Here is a 19,395-nt window from a genome sequence, read left to right on the forward strand (position 1 = left end):
CGATCCAATAACTAAAAGTTGAGTTTACTGTGAGGATAAAAAGAGAGCTATTAAGGTTATTAATTTCCTGTATCTCTGGAGCTTGCATGAAACCCGTTGAAACCATAGTTGTTATAGGATTGCTCCTTCTCGGTTTGGTCTTTGCAACACTCTCTCAGGCAGCACCTGTTGTTGAGACAAGAAATGTTGTCGGGGGGAGATATGTTACGGTGATGCCCGAAAATATGCCCGTCAATACATCTTTGCCTGTCCTCTTCTATTACCATGGGTATGGTCAATCAGCACAGACGGTCAGAAACAATAAGTCTTTACTCAGGCTTGCTTCAGAGCGCGGTATTCTTTTGGTGATTCCTGACGGGTTAAATCGCAGCTGGTCAAATGTTGGCGCACCCAGTGAAAAACGGGATGAAATAGAATTCACCCAAAATGTTCTTCACGATGTTCGTAAGAACTGGAAAACTCAGGAAAGCCGAACCTGGGTCACGGGCTTTTCTCAGGGTGGGTCTATGGCATGGGATGTCGCTTGTTACTTGGGAGAGGAGTTTTCTGCATTTTTCCCTATCGCAGGCTCTTTTTGGCGCCCTCATCCCGTGACTTGTGAAAGCCCGGTCAACATTCGGCACATTCATGGTCTGAGTGATAGGGTTGTTCCGATGAAGGGGAGGGCAATAGGAGCACGTTGGCACCAGGGCGATGTTCGTCAAGGCGTGGCAATATGGGAAGGTGTAAATGGATGCGAGGCCCTTCCAGTCGAAATTTCTCTAGAAGATATGGACTGCAAAATTTGGAACAAATGTCGTTCGGGTAAGGCGTTGGAGCTCTGTCTTCACAACGGAGGACATAACGTCAGAACCGAGTGGATCGCCCGCGGAATTGATTGGGCCGAAAGCCTTTAATATTTTCCGAACTGTACAAATTTGAAGTGGATCTATCGAATTTATTAGGAGTTAACCGGTTCCTGCGTCATAACAACAATGCATTGTTACAGTTATATTAAATCAGGCTCTCATTCATACTGATTGAGCCAGTTGATATATTGTTGGGGGACGAATTGGGAATAACCATTGCTGTACTGGTAATCTTATCTGCCTGCCTTCATCCTTTGTGGAATACACTTATTAAGAAGGATGATGATCAACGGGTAGCCTTCCTGGCCCTGACAGTTGGTATGATCCTTATTTCCTTCACACACATTCTACTTGCTGATTATGATTTTGGTGGTGCTTTATTGGTCTGGGATAGTGTTCTGTTCTCCTGGATCGGGCAGATGTGTTACGGCACCGGCCTGGTTATTGTTTTAAGACGCGGGGATCTATCGGCCTATTATCCCATCGTACGCTCTACGCCCATAATTGTTATTTCATTTAACTTTCTTGTCCTTGGGCAGTCATACGATTTACTGGTTATCTTGTTTGTTATCATAGTTTTAGCCGGGGCATTTGCTTTACAGTACAGACGCGGGCGACGTTTGTTGGATGATCCAGTAACTCTTGGGTTTGCCTTTCTCGCACTTTGTGGCACGGGAATATATACGCTTGCAGATGCGACAGCGATGCAGTTGGTGGAACCTCCGGTACTAAATTTTTGGGTAAATGTGTTATGTTTTCCGAGCTACTGCCTGCTCTATTGGATCATCGACCGGGATAATACAGGGGTGCGAAGCCTTAAGGCCATTATCACGAGACCCCTACACTATTTGATGATCGCGGCTATTTGTTACAGCTCTTATTATCTTATTCTTTATGTCTATAGTGAAGGGGCAGATGTTGCGGCTGTCGCCACTGTTCGTCAGGCTTCAATTCCAATATCGGTTCTGATCGGAGGCCTATATTTAAGAGAAGGGGCCGTTCTGCGTCGCTTGGTCGCGTCGCTTCTTCTCGCCGTAGGAATTGTCGGAATCATCTTGAACGGTTAAGGTGTCGCTGAAAACGGGATTGACCCCAAAATTTTTAATATAATGGCTGTTATTGATGACTGATCACCCTATCCTCCGACTTGGTACCCGCGGTAGCCCGCTTGCTCTTGCTCAGGCTTACGAAGTAAAGCGCTTATTGGGAGAAGCCCATGCCGATCTGGGGTCAGACAGTGCGATCGAAATTGTTGTGATCAAGACCACTGGGGACATGATTCAAGATCGCGCCCTATCAGCAATTGGTGGGAAAGGCCTTTTTACCAAAGAAATCGAAGACGGTCTTCAAGATAGCAGTATCGATATCGCAGTACACTCCATGAAAGATGTACCGACATGGTTGCCTGACGGATTGGAGATCTCAACAGTTTTGGAACGCGAAGATCCAAGAGATGCGCTTTTCTCGAATAATGGGAAAACACTGGCGGATCTTCCTAAGGGGGCTGTTGTTGGCTCGGCTTCATTGCGCCGGCAGGCCCAAATTAAAGCTAAGCGTCCCGATCTTGAAGTGATTACCTTTCGCGGATCAGTGCAGACCCGGCTTCGCAAGCTCGAAGAAGGACAGGTTGATGCCACTCTTCTCGCCGTTGCAGGTTTGAACCGTCTTGGTCAGTCTGAATTGATTACTTCGGCGCTTTCTACAGAAGAGATGTTACCTGCACCAGCTCAAGGAGCGGTTGGTCTGGAAGTCCGTATTGGTGACACTCGTGTTCGTTCTTATGTAGATGCTATCCATCATGAGCCTACCATGCAGCGTATTTCAGCTGAACGTGCCTGTCTCGCTGAACTGGACGGGTCTTGCCGTACACCAATTGCGGCCCTTGCAGAAATAAACGGAGATGAAATGCATCTGCGTACCATGCTTGCTGCGACAGATGGTAGTGAGATCTTTACCACTGAACGTCGAGGCCCAATATCTGAGGCAGAGGAAATGGGGCGTTCTGCAGGTCGTGAACTAAAGGAACAGGCCGGTGAAGAGTTCTTTAAAACACTCGAAGCACAACAGTCAGAATAATCATCAGAGCTTAGGGTAATTTAGAAGTCAGGAAAGCCCAGGGATCATGGTAAAAAGGCATCTCGTTACCCGGCCAGCCGTAGATCAGGAGCCTTTTGTCTCTGAGCTTAAGGACATGGGGAGAGAAATCCTGCTCTCTCCTGTGTTCGATATTGAATTTTTCGAAGGTAAAGCGCTTAATTTTTCAAACGTACAGGCAATTTTGATTACCTCTGCAAATGGTGTACGTGCGCTTTGCCATAAGACGAATAATTTAAAGATCCCAATCTATTGCGTCGGCGATTCTTCTGCTCAAGCTGCCCGACAAGCTGGATTCGAACAGGTGGTTTCAGCAAATGGAGATGTATCCGACCTAGCTGAACGTGTGATTTCTGATTTAAGTCCCAATGGGGGGACTTTACTTCATCCGGCAGCTTCAAAATTAGCCGGTGATCTCGGGGGTATTCTTGAGGCGGGAGGGTTTTCCTATCAACGGGAAATTCTTTATGAAGCAAAGGCAATTGAGCAGTTAAGTGCAGACGTTATAAGCCAAATAAAATCTAATGAAATAAATGAGATAAGCTTTTTTTCTCCCCGGTCATCCAAAATATTTTCAAGGCTGTTAAAACAGGCAGAATTGGAGCGAAAACTGAAGAGCTGTAAAGCCTACTGTTTGAGCCCTGCTGTCGCCAAGTATCTTGAGCAAATTACTGGGTTGGAAATCGCTGTTTCTGAGCAACCGACGCGGCAGTCTTTGTTAAAGTTAATAGCAACTTACAAATAAGTGTACGTACGTACTAGATTTTCCCTTAACTCTGGCGCATAGTTTTCTTTAAATTAGATTTCTGGACGACTGAGGTTAAGAATGGCCAATAAACAGGGCGACAAATCAAAAAAATCTGAAGGCAAAATATCAGGGCAACTCTCTGATAAAGATAAGAAATTTTCCGGGGCTGCGTCGGAAAAATCGACAGCAGAAAGCCCGACGAGCGAGATTATTACCGCCTTTGGTGGCCTGCGCCCACTGGCCAATAAACTTGGGATAGCCGTAAGTACGGTGCAGGGTTGGAAAGAACGCGATTCTATTCCCGCTGCGCGCCACGAAGACATTCTCCAGGCTGCTGCAAAAGCCAACCTTGTCTTGGATGTTAATCGTGTACGTGAAAGTGATCTCCTGCAGGGGGAGGCTTCTGAGCAAGACGGCGCGGATAACAAGACAGATAATAAAAAAGCTTCCGATTCTTCATCTGAAGCTAGCGTCGGGTCCAAGTCTTCGTTTTCTGGGGGGAAAAGTTCGGTGCCCTCTTCTGGGAATAAGGCTTCTGTAGATAAAACGGCAACGAAGGATGATAAGGCAGAAGAGCCAGATATAGATCCCTCCCAGATACCAGATCCTCAAATTGTAACTGTTCGTAAAGGCGGCGGCTTGAACAGTTTCTTATATGGCATGGGATTTTGTACTCTTGCTGTTGCGGGAATTGTTTTTTTTCGCGGACATTGGCTTCCGCTTGTCGAAAATATTCCATCCCTCGGCGGCGATACATCTAAGTCTTCCACAGCGAATCTGGAAGAGAGGATTATTGGTCTCGAACAACACGCCTTTGATAACCAAAATCAGGGTGTTGATGAGAACCGTTTCTTGTCCCTGTCTGAAGAGGTTCGCACCCTAAAGCTAGATCAGTCAGAGTTGGACCGCCAGCTTAACGACCTAACCAGTGGTGGTGTGGTTGTTACGGCGGGAGATGTTGATAAAGGCCTGATGGATGCCCTTCGCGGCGAGATGGGTAAAACCCAGGATCGAGTTGAAAAGTTGGAGAAGTCTATCGCATCTGTGAGCTCTTCCGGTGCTGGTTCGATATCCAGTTCAAATGTTTCTTCTGCAAACAGCGCTTCGGTTCAGCAGCTTGATGCCTTGAAATCTCAGTTGTCATCACTGACGTCTCAAATTGACAATCTTAAAGGCGGGCAAAGTGTTCGTTCAAGCCCTGCAACCGGTGATGTGTACCTTGCTCTGGGGGTGTTGCAATTACGTGATGCTCTACGTGGATCCGGTCCTTTCATCAAGGAGCTAGACCTTGTTCGTGCCGTCGCCCCTGCAAACGGTACCGTTCAAGATCTCATCACCCCGCTCTCATCATTTGCAGCTGCGGGTCTTCCTAGTCTAACCGAACTACGTGCTGACTTTCCTGCTGCAGCCAGAAACGCGATTACTGCGGATAAAATTGCTGGGGGACAAACCTGGGTAGATAAGGCGATTGGGCGCGTAAGTGATGTGATTTCCATTCGTCCGATTGATATCCTGGACGGAATGGGGACCTCAAGTGTTCTAGCCAGAGCCGAAAACTATCTTGCCGAAGGTGACCTCTCTGGAGCTTTGCGTGAGCTTGAAAATCTTACAAGTGCAGCAACAAGTGGCATGGATAACTGGTTGGTTCTAGCCAAGCAGCGTCAGGATGGAGAGCGGATTAGTGGCAAGCTTGCTTTGCTTTTGATCGGTGTGACCGAACAGGGTAGTGGCGTGGGAGGAGTGCAATAATATGAAACGTGCTCTTATTTATTTCATCAAACTTGCCCTGATACTGACAATCGTTATCTGGATTGCCAATCGTCCTGGAACTGTCGCTGTCGATTGGATCGGTTATCGGCTGGAAACCACGGTTGGTGTTCTCTTTCTCGGGGCTGTGGCTCTTGCAGCATCGGCCGCATTTCTCTACCGCTTTTGGCGAAGCATGATCAATGCGCCAGCTCTTTTTGGACAGGCACGGGCAGATAACCGTAAAAAGCGCGGTTATAAAGCCCTGACCCATGGCATGGTCGCTGTCGCGGCAGGGGAAGCGCAGACGGCAATGGCTATGGCACGTAAGGCAGAGACGCTCCTTTCTGATGAACCTCCCCTTACCATGTTGCTGTCGGCTCAGGCCGCCCAGCTTCAGGGCAATGAAGAGGCTGCCACCAATTATTTTACGGCCATGCTGGAAAGTAAGGAAACCAAGTTTCTTGGGTTGCGGGGACTGTTGATGCAGGCACAACGTCGTGGCGATCTTAAAGTCGCACTCGACCTGGCCAGACAAGCCCATGTCTTGAGCCCGAAAACCCCCTGGGTTCTGGAAAGCTTGTTCGAGCTCTCAGAAGCGACGGGGGATTTTGTTTCTGCGGATCAGGCTCTGAGGGAAGGGGCGAAAACAAAAGTGTTGAGCAATGCAGATGCCGGCCGTAAACGTGCCGTTGTCAAGCTGGAGCAAGCCTTGAGCGCGGGAGACAAGGGACAGGAACAAGAAGCCCTTACTCATGCTAAAGAAGCTTATAAACTCGCGCCGGATCTTGTGCCTGCGGTTACCTTTCTGGCGGGGACATACGGACGGTTGGGAAAAACAAAGGACGCCGAAAAAGCACTTCGGAAAGCCTGGACCAAACAGCCCCATCGCGATTTGGCCCGTGCCTATGTTGCTCTTTGGCCAGCGGAAACAGCTGTTGAGCGTGTGAAACGCTTGGGACAGATGGTCTCTAAAAATTCCGATCATTACGAAAGTCACATTGCCCTTGCCGAAGCTAATTTATCAGCCAAATTGTGGGGAGAAGCGCGTCGGCACTTAAAGCTCGCTTCCGAAGAAAGTGGTCCAAGCCGTCTTGTTTGTCGTCTGATGGGACGCCTTGAAACCGAAGAACACGGGGATACCCGTGCCGCTGCTGAATGGTTTGAAAAATCTGAAACTGCCTTGATTGCTCACAATTGGGTTTGTGGATCATGCGGAGCCATTGCCGATAGTTGGCAGGCACACTGTGGCGATTGTGGATCTTTCGATACTCTGAGTTGGAAGCGTCCAACGGTACTCCGTGAAGAAAAGGCCCTGGAAATTAATAGCCAAAAGCAAACTTCAAGCCCTCCAGTGGTTTTGGAACATAAAGGTGACCACGAGGTTATTATTGCTCAGCCGACAGCTATTGAAGGTGCTGCAAGGGATGTCGGAGCTTAAGAGATCGTTCTCTAGGTTGTTCCAGATACGCGCTAAACGAAAGCCTAAGCGTTAGATCTGGTAAAATATCTATGGTATTTTTATGTGTGCCCCAATAGCTCAGCTGGTAGAGCACTTCATTCGTAATGAAGGGGTCAGCGGTTCAAATCTGCTTTGGGGCACCATAGATCAGGAATAAGACTATTCCGGATTGTTTTCGACGTTAATCAAGTTTTGCAGCTTACCTAAAATTTCATTGTTTTTATCACTGTTTGTTTTGATGAATTTTTCGGCGGAGCTGGTGTGAATTGCCAGCATTTTCAGGCTGTCGAGCTGTTCATCCTTTGTGTTAACAGTGATATCGCAACCCATGAAAACCAGATTTATTTTTTGGTAGAGAGTTCTCTCGTTGTTAATGGTTTCCAGGATTTCACTTTTAATTTCAGCTGGGATGTCCGCGATGTATTTGGCTAGATCGTAGATGTTTATATGGCTTCTATTGTTAAATCTGGCTTTGATATCACGCCCGATTTTTCCAAGCTTTTGGGGCGTGTCCAAAGCTTGTTCTCCCTCTGCCAATAGTATTGATAATGACTGAATGGATGTTCTGAATTCACTTAAACGTCTTTGATACTCGTCCAGAGAAACGGTGATTATAAGCGCTGAGATTTCCGAGTTTTTACTTTCTTCGAGATGATGTTTTCTTTGTTCGAACTCTAAAGCTTCTTGAGCTTTTCTAGTTTGTTTTTGGGTTGCCCAATAAACTCCTCCAACGGCGAGGATTGCACCAATGATACCACCGCTAAAGGCGAGCCAATCCCCAATATCAACCGTTGTCTCATTCTCAATCTGTAAGATAACAGTTAGGATCATCAGTAGGGTAATAATTGGAAAAGTTCCCAAGAGTACGTAACCCAAAAACTTATTAACCATCTTGTTTCCTGTTTTAAATGAGGTGAGAAATCACAACCCTTAAGAGTTTAAGCATACCGTGTGCCCGTTAAAGATCGAGCCGAGCGTATTACCATTTTTTAGCCAATAATATTCGATAAACATAAGATTTGCTATACAGCCGAATAGTTACATAATTAAATCAATGATTGAAATTTAGCAAAATTCCTTTTCATGATAACTAGGAGTAGCGCAATGAAACCTAAAGAGCTTGCGAATGAAATTCTCGAAGTATTTGAGGGCCTTTGTTACGTTTTAGATCTTGAGGGTAACATCCTACATGTTGGTACGCGTCGTTGGAATAGTTTCGCGGATGATAACTCGGCCAAAGATTTGACTGCCGAATACGTTATAAATAAAAGCATTTTCGACTTTATTTCTGGAGACGATGTCCGCAAAGAAATTCATCAAGTGCTGGATGAATTAAAGGGGGGAGAGCAATCGGAATGGATCATGCCCTATCGCTGTGACAGCCCTGATCGAAAGCGAAATATGCGCCTTTCGATTGCCAGCATAAAGGATGATGAAATTATTACCGGATTTATATTTCAATCAATTACCTTAGATGAAGAGATGCGCCCACCGATCGATCTTTTTGATTTCAAAGCAATTGAGAACTATCTCGCCAAGCAACGAACCCTGCCCTTATTGAGAATGTGTAGTTTTTGCGAGCGTGTCAGAGATAGTAATATAACCGCGGATAATTGGACTGAAGCTGAAACTTATTATGCTAAAGGGGGGAGCTCTCAAGTCAGGATATCACACGGGATATGTGGTATGTGCCGTGAGAAATCAAAAGACGGGTATAACTAATTTGGTATCAGGAAATACCATTTTCATTATTATCGGCCTCATCTCTATGTATTTTTGTAAATAGTTGTATTGGGTCTGTACTCAGGGCGTGCAAAGTTTTCTGAGATCCGTTGTATGAATTATCTAGTGCGGTTCTTTTTGTGTAATAAATTCCCAGATGTTCTTTTTAACTCTGTAATAGATGATGGTGAGTACACATCCCAAACCAAAGCCTATGGATTGGGTCGAAGAATGATATGAAATGAGGGGGGCGATTAAAAGTTCGGTGAAAATCACCGCGGCTACTTGGAAGAACATAAAAACTCCGCCGAATTCAGAAATGCCGAATATAAAGCGGATGATTTTGACGGATTTCATGATTAGCACTTTCACTTTGTTCGAGCCTCTTGAGTAAACTCTATATTATTGAAGTTAATGACATATTTATTCTCTTAGGCAAATCAGCTGTTGTTCGTCAGACTTAACGGGAGGATTTTTGTGTATCAGCTCTGCGTAGTTGCTAAGGGAAATGTTTCAGGTTTCAATACTTCCTCGCATAAACATGAACCATGTTGCCGAACTCATTTGACATGACCTATGAAAAATACTGGCGGTGCAGGGAAAAACATTCCAAGATATTTTAATTAAAGCCTAGATCACGGGACCATCGTCGATGAACAACGGTAACTATCCTGAAGAATATCTCAGGGATATCTTAATGGATGTGAGCTCAATTGCGCTTGTTGGGGCGAGCCCAAAGCCAGAAAGACCTAGCAATTATGTCTTTAAGGCATTGCTTGACGAGGGGTATGAAATGTTCCCCGTAAATCCTGGGCAGGACGGTCATGAAATTCATGGGCGAACTTGTTATCCATCGTTGTTATCTCTTCGCGAGGATCTAGGGAGAAGCGTTGATATGGTTGATATTTTTCGCTCGTCCGAGGCAGCTTTACAGGTTACCAAAGACGCAATTGAGATTGGGGCCAAGGTGGTGTGGATGCAGCTTGATGTTTGGAATGAAGAAGCTGCGAAACTAGCCGAGGCCGCAGGTTTACAGGTCGTGATGAACAGGTGTCCCTTAATCGAAATATCTCGCCCGTCCTGGGAGGGGCGGTTTATTTCTTCGTGAGGTCTTAAGTCTAAAGCTATGGCTTCCTTCTTGGGCTTTTTAATATTTGCCGGTTCTCATTAGTCAAACGACTATTTATTTCAACGTTTTGTTTGAAATGCATTCTTTCATACTATTGTTGTATTCGCCTAGAAAATCTGGGTTCGCTTTCAAGAAGATATTACTGAAATATACAGCCAAGGGTTTGGTGAGCGCCGTGTAGGTTTGGAACTCTGATTGATCTAAACCAGCATTAGTCAACACTGACACCCAGTTTGCACTATTTTCCAAGGCAACGTCGTATCTCCCTTTCAACAGCATTTGCAAAGTTTTTGCAGGATCAGAGGTCCCTTGGGCAGGGTATTTGATTTTTTTGTTCTTAAATCTGGTGGTAAGCCAGGTTAATCGAGCACTGCCAATGTTGGCAGCAAAAGTAAGCTCACTGAATTCAGGGTCTTTTGGCTGAATTAGCGTATCCTTGCGGAGGACATATAGCCATTCGATGAATAATAAAGGATGGGAAAAAGTCGCATAGCTGTCACGGTTTTTGTTTTGCGATGCCATAAAGAACCCATCAAATCTTCCTTGTTCAGTCCAGATTTGCGCACGTTTCCAAGGTGTTTCTAAAATTTGATAAGCTTGGTTCATTCTCTTTAGGGCGCAATCGATAAGTGGCTTTGCTTTTTTTACCAATGCGCTGTTTTTCTCTGCTGCGAGTATGAGTTTCTTATCTGCAGCAAATGTTGGGTTGGTCATGAAAATGGATAAAAACAAAGAGATGTATATGAGGCGAATTATCCCCAGGTAAATGACAGAACCGCATAGAGAAAGAAGCCTGCGCCAACACATGGAACTCTCCAATTATGATAGAGAATTTCGCTTTTTCGATCATTCATTATAAATCAGTAAGATCCATAAAGGGTTAACCGGTTTATGGTCTTAATTTTATTACTGGATTTGGGTTTCTGTATGAGTCTGAAGTCAAAAAATAGTTATTACGATAAGAGTTTCAGGATTATTCCTGAGGTCTTAACTCTAGGGCGATGACTTCTTTTTTTGCGTCTTCATCATCAAGACCTGTAATCGCTGCCAAGAGCATCGCTGCAGCTGTCACACCTTCTTTATGGGCCGTAAGGAGGGATTCATTTCGGGCCAAGGCTTCTGTAACAGTTTCGAAATAAGCTTCTTCGATCATTTCTTTTGACGCAGAGTCCAAGGTATAAACCTTTCACGAATCTTATCAGTTAAGCGCCGTTATCAGCGTTACTTAGTACCTTATATGAATCAGAAATGGTTCAATTTCTCTTCATATTTTTAGACCGTGGTTTTTGTGTTTTTGTAAGAGCGTTATAGTAATCAATGATCCGTTATTTTTTTGTTAAATATCGCTGATTTTCATCCGTAATATTATCATATTGTTTGTTGCAAAAGTGTTCATCCATTTTTAATCTAAGTGTTGATAAATTTATATATATCAAATAGTTAAACAATAATCGACAGAAATTGAAAATTGAATGTTGCGATGAGATTCTTAATTTCTCTGGAATAATTAAGAGCAAGATTTATCGCAATCGATTCGAACTTAAGGTATTCTAAAATAAGATAAGTTTGAGGCGGGTAATTATTTTTTCCATTAATTTCTTTTAGGCATTTTTTAAGCAGTGAAATGTATGATTTTTAGTAAGGTTTTAATGTTCAGAGAGTACTGCAAATGAGCTTCACTTTTTTCGTACGGCTTTTATTTTGTGTCGGGATCGTTGGGTTTTCTACCATGGTTCAGGCTCAAGGACTTTCCGTAGAAATATTTGAGGGAAATATCGAAGAATCTACCAGCAATAACAGAATTTTACTGGTTATCGATGGTGAGAAGAGGACAAAATTTCGGCTCTCAGATCTCGAGAAAATTACTTTGTACGAAATTAAGATGCCTCCGATATGGAAGGGCGAAGACGGAAAATACCAGGGTGTTTTGCTAAAAGATATTATGGCGTTGGTGGGTGTAACTGAAGCCAAGACAGTTCGGCTTGTTGCCATAGACGGGTATGTCATCGATTTGGAAAAGAAAATATGGCAGAGCAGCTGTTCCTTTATCGCTACTCGTCATAAGAAGCAGGAAATTTCCATTGATAAAAAGGGGCCGACCCGTTTGTTACTCCCTTGTTCTGTTTTGATGCCAGACTATGAAGACACGGGTACATCAGACTGGATCTGGAATTTAAAAGAAATACACATACAGAAATGAATTATGAATCGGGAAATCTGCATTATCGCTTTATATAGCTGTGAAAGTATTTTAAATTTTAAACCATAGATAGAAGAAATTATTAATTTTTGATGAGTATCATGAACGATAATTATTCATTTTAAGGCCAGTATTTTGCAGACTGAGGGTATTCGTACTTTTTCACAACATAATCTGGATAGGCATTGTTACTCTCTAAAGGCATTACCAGCTTTGGAGGGGTTCGAAGGGATTGTTCATCTTTGGGAAACGAAAAAAAGAGGACACTTATTGCCCGCCTGGAGCGATTTTAAATACGACGATTTTTTGGGGATTCACAGTAGAATTTCTGTATCAGAAAAAGAAGAAAATGATTTTAGGTTCAGAGTTTATGGATCTGAATTAGTCAGGTTACTCGATCAAGATTTAACCAACAAACTTCTCTGTGCCTCGATAGGTGTTAAATGGAAGGGGGGAGCTTATGCCTACTTTGAAGAAATTAGCCAAGGTCCCTGTATTGGAAGAACGCAAGGGTTTGTAGCTAATTCAGAGCAACAAATGGTTCCAATTAATGCCATTGATTTACCCATGGGCGAAGATGGAGAAAATGTAAGTCATTGTCTTCATTTCTTGAATGTATAGAATTCAACTATACTGTATCTATTTGATATAGTTAAAAATTTATACAAATTTATGGCAATTAAATCATGTTGATTTAGGTTCAAAACTAGGCTTTACGGATACTTGTAATTAAAAATTACGCCTTTTGATCCGCTCCTAATTTGGGTCGTTAGGGGTAATTAATTTACGTCTGAGCCGTTTTCTTTTCCCTTAATAGAAGGTGGCTCAGCGTCGCGAGGGCTGCCTTCCCCCGAAGGGAGTCCTCGCATTGTTTTTCCCTCGTATTCATTTTATAAATAATATAAATATTGTAATTCATATTATAAATTATCCTTATGTCCGTTATCTTGTTATTACTGGGATAGGAATTACCCAAATTTTTAGTGGAGCAAGTGATGGAACGCACCCTGCGCATCAGAAATGGCGAAAAAGTCCAAGGTACATTTTCTCGACAGGAAATGGCTGCCCGGATAGCGAAATTACGCAAATATATGGCTGAAAAAGATATTGATGCTGTTGTTTTAACGTCCTATCACAACGTCAATTATTTCAACGACTTTGTGTATTGTGCTTTTGGTCGCCCTTACGGCCTTGTTATTACTCAAGACAAACATGTGTCTGTTACTGCTAATATCGATGGCGGTCAGCCATGGCGCCGGAGCTTTGATGACAACGTTATCTATACTGATTGGCAAAAAGACAGCTATTTCTACGCCATTCAGCAGGAACTGGTAGGCGTTAATCTTCGTCGCGTTGGCCTTGAGTTCGATCACATCAATCTTGATAATAAAGAAAAGATGTCGCAAGCCCTTGGGATGCCAGAGTGTGTCGATATTGCCGCGCCGACCATGCGCATGCGGATGATTAAATCAGCTGAAGAAATTGAAATTATCAAACATGGTGCTGCCACTGCTGATATTGGTGGCGCAGCCTGTGCAGAGGCCATTGCTGTTGGGGTGCCTGAGCATGAAGTTGCGCTTCATTCCACTCAAGCCATGATCCGCCATATCGCAAATACCTTTCCTCACGGTGAGTTGATGGATACTTGGACCTGGTTCCAATCCGGGCTCAATACAGATGGAGCTCATAACCCTGTAACGAGTAAAAAGATTGAAGCAGGGGATATTCTCAGCCTGAATTGCTTCCCAATGATTGCTGGTTATTACACGGCGTTGGAACGCACCTTGTTTGCAGGTCACGTATCTGATGCTCATATGCGTTATTGGCAAGCGAATGTAGAAGTGCACGAAGCAGGCCTAAAACTGATCAAGCCAGGTGTGCGCTGCTGTGATATTGCTTTGGAGCTCAACGAGATCTTCAAAAAGCATGACATGCTGCAATATCGTACCTTTGGGTACGGGCATTCCTTTGGTACTCTAAGCCACTATTATGGTCGTGAAGCTGGCCTCGAACTACGTGAAGATGTCGAGACCGTTCTGGAGCCGGGTATGGTGGTTTCCATGGAACCAATGATTATGGTTGAAGAAGGTAATCCAGGAGCCGGGGGTTACCGGGAGCACGATATCCTTGTTGTTGGTGAAGATGGAGCCGAGAACATCACGAAGTTCCCTTATGGGCCGGAACACAACATCATCCAAAACTAAACAAACTAGGTTCTGATCCTAGATTTTGAATTATAGGAAGCCCGGCATTGGTTCTATCAGTGTCGGGCTTTATCTTTGATTTGACTATTTCCTCATAAGGATAGGCCTGTGCATAATGGGAACGGATAATACGACAGACAAAGAGTCCTTTGGCCTTATGATTAACATACAAACTGATTTGTTACGGACTTTCTCTACGGTGCATGACCTCGGAAGCATCACACGTGCTGCTGATGTGTTGGGTCGATCACAACCTGCGATTAGTCTTCAACTCAAAAGGCTGGAAGATCTTTTAGAGGTGTCCTTGTTAAATCGTTCTGGCGGAAAAATAATTCTAACAGAAGAGGGCGAAATTCTTAGAGATTATGCGCGACAAATGTTGGCATTGAATGATGAAGCGATATCCCGGCTAAAATCTCCAAAAGTAGGTGGTGTGGTTCGCGTGGGCCTACCCAATGATTTTGCAGTTTCATTGCTCCCCACTATTTTGGGGGGATTTACCAGTGCTCATGAAGGCATAACCCTTGAAGTCAATTGCGGAATCAGTCGGGATTTGATTCAGGGGATAGATAAAAGTGAATATGATGTCGTTATTGCCCTATGTGGAGATGAGAAATCCCCTTCGTTGGCAAAAGCCTGGTCTGATCGATTGGCGTGGGTCAGCAACGGTGATGATCAAATCCTCCAAGAAGAAACCTTGCCGCTGATTGTCTATCCGCAAGGCTGTCTCTACCGCCAACGGACCGTAAATGCCTTGAACCGGGCAGGTAAGAAGTGGCGCGTGGCTTATAGCAGCCCGAGCCAATCTGGAATCGAGGCGGCGGTTAAAGCGGGATTGGGTTTAACCGTACTGTCCGAAAAAACCGTGCCAGACAGTCTAAAAGCCCTGACTTCTGAAAGTGGATATCCAGGTTTGGCAGATGTTGAGGTTGGTTTGTTCTACCGTCAGGGTAGTTTGAGTGAGGCAGGACTTCGCCTGGTCAATTACATCACGGCTTCAATGGATGAGCTGCACCTCGAAAATTAGGTGCGAAAATTAATATCAATGTTCCGGTTTATGGGCATTTTTGTCGCGTGACTTGACGGCTGGTGTGCAGTGCAGCATAAATGTCTGAGAGATTAAAGTTGGCGACAAAATAAAAAAATATCTGGGAGCGATAGACAACATGAATTCTGTGGCAAAACCTCAATGGATACCAAGTGAAGACCGTGTGAAGAATGCGGTTGTCACGGATTTTATGACCTGGTTAGAGACACAAGGCAGAGCTTCCGTAAGTGACTTTGCTTCTCTGCATAAGTGGTCAGTAGAAAATATAGCCGATTTTTGGTCTGCTGCCTGGGATTACTTTGAAATATCAGGTCACAAAGGTGGCCATGTCTATACGCGTAATGATACCGACATTAAGGCCAGTAAGTGGTTTTCTGAGGCAAAGATAAATTTTGCGGAAAACCTTCTGCGTTATCGCGGAGATCAAGAAGCAATTGTCTTTTGGGGAGAGAAGGGACGCCAACGCGCTTTGACACGTGATGACCTCTACAATGAGGTGTCGCGATTATCCCAAGCCTTAAAAGCACAGGGTGTTGAGCCTGGTGATCGTGTTGCCGGACTTATGCCTAATATGCCAGAAGCCATCGTGGCCATGCTTGCAACGACGGCAATTGGTGCTGTTTGGTCTTCGGCCTCTCCGGATTTTGGAACCCAGGGGATCCTAGATCGATTTGGTCATATCGCCCCGAAGGTTCTAATTGCGCCTGATAGTTACGACTATAATCTTAAAAACCATGATGTTCTGAGTAAGGTTCGTGAGGTTGCCGAGGAAATTACTTCGATTGAAAAGGTGGTCGTAATATCCTGGTCGGGTGAAGCCCTGGATCTAGGGGGAATCAGTAAGGCCGTTGATATGCGCGATTTTGTTGCGCCCTACGAAGCTAAGGATATTGAGTACGCCCGCCAGGGTTTTGATCATCCGCTCTATATTATGTTCTCTTCCGGGACCACGGGCGCGCCTAAGTGCATTGTCCACCGTGTTGGTGGTGCCTTGATGAAACAGGTGGTTGAACACAAATTTCATGGCGACCTTAAAGAGGAAGATCGCCTGTTTTATTTCACCACCTGTGGCTGGATGATGTGGAACTGGTTCGCTGCGGGGCTTGCTTGTGGCGCCACCCTGATTTGTTATGACGGCTCTCCTTTTGCTGGCAGTCCAACTATTCTTTTTGATCTGGCGGAACAGGAAAAAGCAACTCACTTTGGGACGTCACCGAAGTATTTGGATACCCTCAAAAAAGCGGGCGAGAGTCCAATTGAGAACTACAAGCTTCCCCATTTGAGAGCGATTTACTCTACGGGATCTCCTCTGTTGCCGGAGGGTTTTGACTTTGTATATGAGCACGTGAAAAAAGATGTGCAACTTGCATCTATTGCTGGCGGTACAGATATTCTCGGGTGTTTCATGCTGGGGAATCCGGTTGGTCCCGTATTCCGTGGTGAAATCCAAACCCCTGCACTCGGTTGTGCGGTTTCAGCATTTGATGATACGGGCAAGCCTGTCTCTAATGACCGTGGAGAGCTAGTTTGTACTGAGCCCTTCCCATCGATGCCTTTGTGCTTTTGGGGCGATGATGACGGGGCGCGTTATCATAAGGCTTATTTTGCACGTTTTGATAACATTTGGACCCATGGTGATTTTCTGGAAGTCACGGAGAATGGTGGTTTAATCATTCATGGTCGCTCAGATGCGACCCTTAATCCCGGCGGTGTTCGTATCGGTACAGCCGAGATTTATCGTCAGGTGGAAACACTTGATGAAATCCGTGAAGCTATCGTCGTTGGTCAGAACTGGGATGGGGATGTTCGGGTGGTGCTTTGTGTCATTCTTCAAGATGGCGTTGAAGGATTGAACGACGAATTAACCAAAAAAATCAAAACCCGGGTACGTACAGGCTGCACGCCACGCCATGTGCCGGCAAAAGTGGTTGCGGTAACGGATATACCAAGAACCCGTTCTGGCAAAATTACTGAACTTGCGGTTCGCGATATTATCAATGGACGCGAAGTCGGTAATAAAGAAGCCTTGGCAAACCCGGAAGCTTTAGATCTCTATCGCAATATTCCCTCTCTTCAGGAAGACTAAGACGCCTTAAAAGTAGTAGAGAATTGAAAGCCTATTCTTTCGGAACTAAATTTTGAAAGAATAGGCCGGTTTCTTAGTTATAATTCGACTTCAATATCCGACTTGGCATAACTGCAACAGGGAAGAAAATGACCTTCTGCACTATCGCCCTCTGACAGGCCCATCGCGTTTGGAGCCTGAACGTCACCCTTTTTGATGCCACTTTTGCAAGTACCACAAAGACCTGCACGACAGCTATAGGATACCTCGACCCCAGCGGCTTCAGCAGCATCAAGTACGGTCTGGTTGCCACGAATTTCAGTAGAAATACCTGATTTTGAAAAGTGTATATTATAAGATGCCCCCGACATATCGTCTGGTATAGGTAGGGGGGCGATAGAAAAACTCTCTTGGTTATAGCTGTCTTCTGGAAGGCCCAGATTTAACAATAGTTCTTGGGTCGAACGCATAAAGCCATCGGGACCACAGACAAACACATCTCTTTCGACAAGATCTGGACAGATATTATCTAAAAGCTCGGGTGAGATTCTACCTTTGTATCCTTGCCCTGTCGTATCTGAGTCGGGTGAGGCCTTCGAAGTGTTGTATGAAAGTTTGAGGCCTGGGAGCTGTCGCGCCAAAAGGCTGAGCTCTTGCCAGGCAATCAAATCAGAAGGCGTCTGGGCAGAATGATGGAAACAGATGTCACGGTTTAGTCCAACGTCTGCCATAAATCGAACCATAGAAAGCATAGGCGTGATCCCGGATCCGCCTGAAATGAATAGCAGTTTGCTTTTCTGTTCTTCCTTTAAATGGAAAGCACCAGAGGGCCCACTGGCTTCAAGACTTGAGCCGGCCCTTATATGATTGTGCAGCCAGTTTGATACGGTGCCACCTTCAACCCGCTTAACAGTGATGGTTAGAGTATCAGGGCGGGATGGGCTTGACGATATTGTATAGCAGCGGCTAGCAATGCTGCCATTAATCGGCACATAGAGGGTTAAAAACTGTCCGGGTTTATAGTCGAAACGTTGAACTGGATCGGCGGTAAACTTAAAGGTCTTGACGTCAGGTGTTTCGTCAATGACCTGAACGCAGCGCAATAGGACAGTGCTGTCGCCAAAGGAGCCCGCAGCTTTAGGGGTGAGGTGCTTGGCAAGACGACCAGTCTCAGGCTGCCAATTATCAATGTAGACGGGTTTACTCTTGGTTTTGAGGACCTCTACGGGATCGCCTACCCTTATGATTCCAGTATCAATGGGGATCATGTTTTCGCCAAACATGACATTGTTACTGTCTTCTTCTTTCCTGAACTTAGTCAATGTTTTCAAGGGCTCAATTACTTTGTCAGCGACATGAGCGTGGGGATCAACCGTGGTGAAGACACAACGTGCACAAGGGGCTGGCAGCTCAAACTTGACGTCTCCGATACGGATTTGAGACCACGCGTCTTCTTGGAAAGGGTAGGTACCAGATATGGTAATGTTGGGCCGGAAATTTGCCATCGAGACGGGCGCAAGAAGGCGTCTATTTAATTCAACTAATGAGCTGTCACCAATCAATAAAAGAGGAAAGCCATCGGCAAAGCTGACATCATTCTCCGGGTGCTGTTTGACAAACCTCTCCGAGCGATCACCAAAATATAACAGCTTTAGGGGCTCACCAAGCAGCTCACTAATCCAGCCATCTGCGATTTGCCCGCATTCCTGGCCAATCATATCTGTACCCCATACGCAGGTATCGAGGTACTGATCTTGAAAGTCAGAGGGGCTAAGAGTTAAATCGGCGACATCCTCATGAGAAAGTGTGATTAATTGTCCCCGATATCGGCACGTAATAGCTGTGATTTTTGGGTGGGTACGACCGGTCACGAATGTACCGTCAGGCTTGGTTATTAAGTAGCGTCGATCCCCTGCAAGACCAGAAGTCAGGATGGATGCTTGTTGCATCGAAAGTCCCGCAGTTGATTTTATCGGGTATATGAGAAGATCACTTACAACTGCTTTTGACATTTGGAGGCCTTTTAAAGGAAATTGATGAATATCAAGAGGCAAAGGATAACGATTTTAACTTTGGTGAACAGGCAGGATTGAAGAAATCGTAATTTCATCCTGTAACCAGGTTCTGAT

18 protein-coding genes and 1 tRNA gene are annotated in these 19,395 nt (G+C 44.9%); 14 read left to right on the forward strand and 5 right to left on the reverse strand.

What is annotated here, in order from left to right:
• Positions 1-86: 86 nt before the first annotated feature.
• The 7 genes from ACOGW3_RS13285 (at position 87) to ACOGW3_RS13315 (ending at position 7,041) form a co-directional block, all read left to right on the forward strand.
• Positions 87-896 (forward strand): alpha/beta hydrolase family esterase, encoded by an 810-nt coding sequence (locus tag ACOGW3_RS13285; RefSeq protein WP_419903417.1) that lies wholly within the window; start codon positions 87-89, stop codon positions 894-896.
• A gap of 155 nt (positions 897-1,051) precedes the next feature.
• On the forward strand, positions 1,052-1,915 hold the full coding sequence (locus tag ACOGW3_RS13290) for a hypothetical protein (RefSeq protein WP_419903418.1): 864 nt from the start codon (positions 1,052-1,054) through the stop codon (positions 1,913-1,915).
• A gap of 55 nt (positions 1,916-1,970) precedes the next feature.
• Positions 1,971-2,924, forward strand: a complete 954-nt coding sequence (hemC, locus tag ACOGW3_RS13295; RefSeq protein WP_419903419.1) for a hydroxymethylbilane synthase — start codon at positions 1,971-1,973, stop codon at positions 2,922-2,924.
• A 46-nt stretch (positions 2,925-2,970) separates the two neighbouring features.
• The gene (locus tag ACOGW3_RS13300) at positions 2,971-3,687 is read left to right on the forward strand and encodes a uroporphyrinogen-III synthase (protein WP_419903420.1); all 717 of its coding nucleotides are present in this window, start codon (positions 2,971-2,973) and stop codon (positions 3,685-3,687) included.
• An 81-nt stretch (positions 3,688-3,768) separates the two neighbouring features.
• A complete protein-coding gene (locus ACOGW3_RS13305) occupies positions 3,769-5,439 on the forward strand; it encodes a COG4223 family protein (protein ID WP_419903421.1) in 1,671 nt (556 codons plus the stop codon).
• 1 nt (position 5,440) lies between these two features.
• A complete protein-coding gene (locus ACOGW3_RS13310) occupies positions 5,441-6,877 on the forward strand; it encodes a heme biosynthesis protein HemY (RefSeq protein ID WP_419903422.1) in 1,437 nt (478 codons plus the stop codon).
• An 88-nt stretch (positions 6,878-6,965) separates the two neighbouring features.
• A tRNA-Thr gene (locus ACOGW3_RS13315) sits at positions 6,966-7,041 on the forward strand.
• Positions 7,042-7,057: 16 nt separating this feature from the next.
• Here the strand turns inward: ACOGW3_RS13315 and ACOGW3_RS13320 are convergent.
• Complete coding sequence (locus tag ACOGW3_RS13320; protein WP_419903423.1) at positions 7,058-7,789, reverse strand: hypothetical protein; 732 nt, start codon at positions 7,787-7,789, stop codon at positions 7,058-7,060.
• Positions 7,790-8,002: 213 nt separating this feature from the next.
• Here ACOGW3_RS13320 and ACOGW3_RS13325 point away from each other — a divergent pair, with 213 nt between their 5' ends.
• The gene (locus tag ACOGW3_RS13325; protein ID WP_419903424.1) at positions 8,003-8,620 is read left to right on the forward strand and encodes a hypothetical protein; all 618 of its coding nucleotides are present in this window, start codon (positions 8,003-8,005) and stop codon (positions 8,618-8,620) included.
• 123 nt (positions 8,621-8,743) lie between these two features.
• On the opposite strand, the gene ACOGW3_RS13330 is transcribed toward ACOGW3_RS13325, so the two are convergent.
• Entirely contained in the window at positions 8,744-8,977 is a 234-nt protein-coding gene (locus tag ACOGW3_RS13330) for a hypothetical protein (protein ID WP_419903425.1), read from the reverse strand.
• A gap of 295 nt (positions 8,978-9,272) precedes the next feature.
• Between ACOGW3_RS13330 and ACOGW3_RS13335 the strand changes: the two genes are divergently transcribed.
• Complete coding sequence (locus ACOGW3_RS13335; RefSeq protein ID WP_419903426.1) at positions 9,273-9,728, forward strand: CoA-binding protein; 456 nt, start codon at positions 9,273-9,275, stop codon at positions 9,726-9,728.
• 75 nt (positions 9,729-9,803) lie between these two features.
• Here ACOGW3_RS13335 and ACOGW3_RS13340 read toward each other — a convergent pair whose 3' ends face one another.
• Together ACOGW3_RS13340 and ACOGW3_RS13345 are read right to left on the reverse strand one after the other, a co-directional pair.
• Positions 9,804-10,463 carry a substrate-binding periplasmic protein gene (locus tag ACOGW3_RS13340; RefSeq protein ID WP_419903427.1) on the reverse strand — a complete coding sequence of 220 codons (660 nt, stop codon included), beginning with the start codon at positions 10,461-10,463 and terminating at the stop codon, positions 9,804-9,806.
• A gap of 259 nt (positions 10,464-10,722) precedes the next feature.
• The gene (locus tag ACOGW3_RS13345; protein ID WP_419903428.1) at positions 10,723-10,923 is read right to left on the reverse strand and encodes a hypothetical protein; all 201 of its coding nucleotides are present in this window, start codon (positions 10,921-10,923) and stop codon (positions 10,723-10,725) included.
• A 495-nt stretch (positions 10,924-11,418) separates the two neighbouring features.
• Here ACOGW3_RS13345 and ACOGW3_RS13350 point away from each other — a divergent pair, with 495 nt between their 5' ends.
• The 5 genes from ACOGW3_RS13350 to ACOGW3_RS13370 all read left to right on the forward strand — a co-directional run bounded on the left by ACOGW3_RS13350 (position 11,419) and on the right by ACOGW3_RS13370 (position 17,287).
• Positions 11,419-11,949, forward strand: a complete 531-nt coding sequence (locus ACOGW3_RS13350) for a hypothetical protein (protein ID WP_419903429.1) — start codon at positions 11,419-11,421, stop codon at positions 11,947-11,949.
• Between the two features lie 135 nt (positions 11,950-12,084).
• Positions 12,085-12,570 carry a hypothetical protein gene (locus ACOGW3_RS13355; RefSeq protein ID WP_419903430.1) on the forward strand — a complete coding sequence of 162 codons (486 nt, stop codon included), beginning with the start codon at positions 12,085-12,087 and terminating at the stop codon, positions 12,568-12,570.
• A 374-nt stretch (positions 12,571-12,944) separates the two neighbouring features.
• Complete coding sequence (locus ACOGW3_RS13360) at positions 12,945-14,153, forward strand: M24 family metallopeptidase (RefSeq protein WP_419903431.1); 1,209 nt, start codon at positions 12,945-12,947, stop codon at positions 14,151-14,153.
• 115 nt (positions 14,154-14,268) lie between these two features.
• The gene (locus ACOGW3_RS13365) at positions 14,269-15,180 is read left to right on the forward strand and encodes a LysR substrate-binding domain-containing protein (RefSeq protein ID WP_419903432.1); all 912 of its coding nucleotides are present in this window, start codon (positions 14,269-14,271) and stop codon (positions 15,178-15,180) included.
• A gap of 139 nt (positions 15,181-15,319) precedes the next feature.
• Positions 15,320-17,287 carry an acetoacetate--CoA ligase gene (locus ACOGW3_RS13370; RefSeq protein WP_419903433.1) on the forward strand — a complete coding sequence of 656 codons (1,968 nt, stop codon included), beginning with the start codon at positions 15,320-15,322 and terminating at the stop codon, positions 17,285-17,287.
• Between the two features lie 77 nt (positions 17,288-17,364).
• Here the strand turns inward: ACOGW3_RS13370 and ACOGW3_RS13375 are convergent, their stop codons facing one another.
• Positions 17,365-19,278 (reverse strand): MOSC N-terminal beta barrel domain-containing protein, encoded by a 1,914-nt coding sequence (locus ACOGW3_RS13375; RefSeq protein WP_419903434.1) that lies wholly within the window; start codon positions 19,276-19,278, stop codon positions 17,365-17,367.
• Positions 19,279-19,395: the final 117 nt, after the last annotated feature.

The sequence above is a fragment of the Kiloniella sp. genome, assembly GCF_965205715.1.
Classification (GTDB): Bacteria; Pseudomonadota; Alphaproteobacteria; order Kiloniellales; family Kiloniellaceae; genus Kiloniella.

Bases quoted from the DNA above. Each gene is read 5' to 3' on its own strand.
- ACOGW3_RS13305 (WP_419903421.1), top strand. From the start codon at position 3,769: ATGGCCAATAAACAGGGCGACAAATCAAAAAAATCTGAAGGCAAAATA.
- ACOGW3_RS13360 (WP_419903431.1), top strand. From the start codon at position 12,945: ATGGAACGCACCCTGCGCATCAGAAATGGCGAAAAAGTCCAAGGTACA.
- ACOGW3_RS13365 (WP_419903432.1), top strand. From the start codon at position 14,269: ATGGGAACGGATAATACGACAGACAAAGAGTCCTTTGGCCTTATGATT.
- ACOGW3_RS13335 (WP_419903426.1), top strand. From the start codon at position 9,273: ATGAACAACGGTAACTATCCTGAAGAATATCTCAGGGATATCTTAATG.
- ACOGW3_RS13285 (WP_419903417.1), top strand. From the start codon at position 87: ATGAAACCCGTTGAAACCATAGTTGTTATAGGATTGCTCCTTCTCGGT.
- ACOGW3_RS13310 (WP_419903422.1), top strand. From the start codon at position 5,441: ATGAAACGTGCTCTTATTTATTTCATCAAACTTGCCCTGATACTGACA.
- ACOGW3_RS13350 (WP_419903429.1), top strand. From the start codon at position 11,419: ATGAGCTTCACTTTTTTCGTACGGCTTTTATTTTGTGTCGGGATCGTT.
- ACOGW3_RS13370 (WP_419903433.1), top strand. From the start codon at position 15,320: ATGAATTCTGTGGCAAAACCTCAATGGATACCAAGTGAAGACCGTGTG.
- ACOGW3_RS13325 (WP_419903424.1), top strand. From the start codon at position 8,003: ATGAAACCTAAAGAGCTTGCGAATGAAATTCTCGAAGTATTTGAGGGC.
- ACOGW3_RS13375 (WP_419903434.1), bottom strand. From the start codon at position 19,278: ATGTCAAAAGCAGTTGTAAGTGATCTTCTCATATACCCGATAAAATCA.
- hemC (WP_419903419.1), top strand. From the start codon at position 1,971: ATGACTGATCACCCTATCCTCCGACTTGGTACCCGCGGTAGCCCGCTT.
- ACOGW3_RS13340 (WP_419903427.1), bottom strand. From the start codon at position 10,463: ATGACCAACCCAACATTTGCTGCAGATAAGAAACTCATACTCGCAGCA.
- ACOGW3_RS13320 (WP_419903423.1), bottom strand. From the start codon at position 7,789: ATGGTTAATAAGTTTTTGGGTTACGTACTCTTGGGAACTTTTCCAATT.
- ACOGW3_RS13330 (WP_419903425.1), bottom strand. From the start codon at position 8,977: ATGAAATCCGTCAAAATCATCCGCTTTATATTCGGCATTTCTGAATTC.
- ACOGW3_RS13300 (WP_419903420.1), top strand. From the start codon at position 2,971: ATGGTAAAAAGGCATCTCGTTACCCGGCCAGCCGTAGATCAGGAGCCT.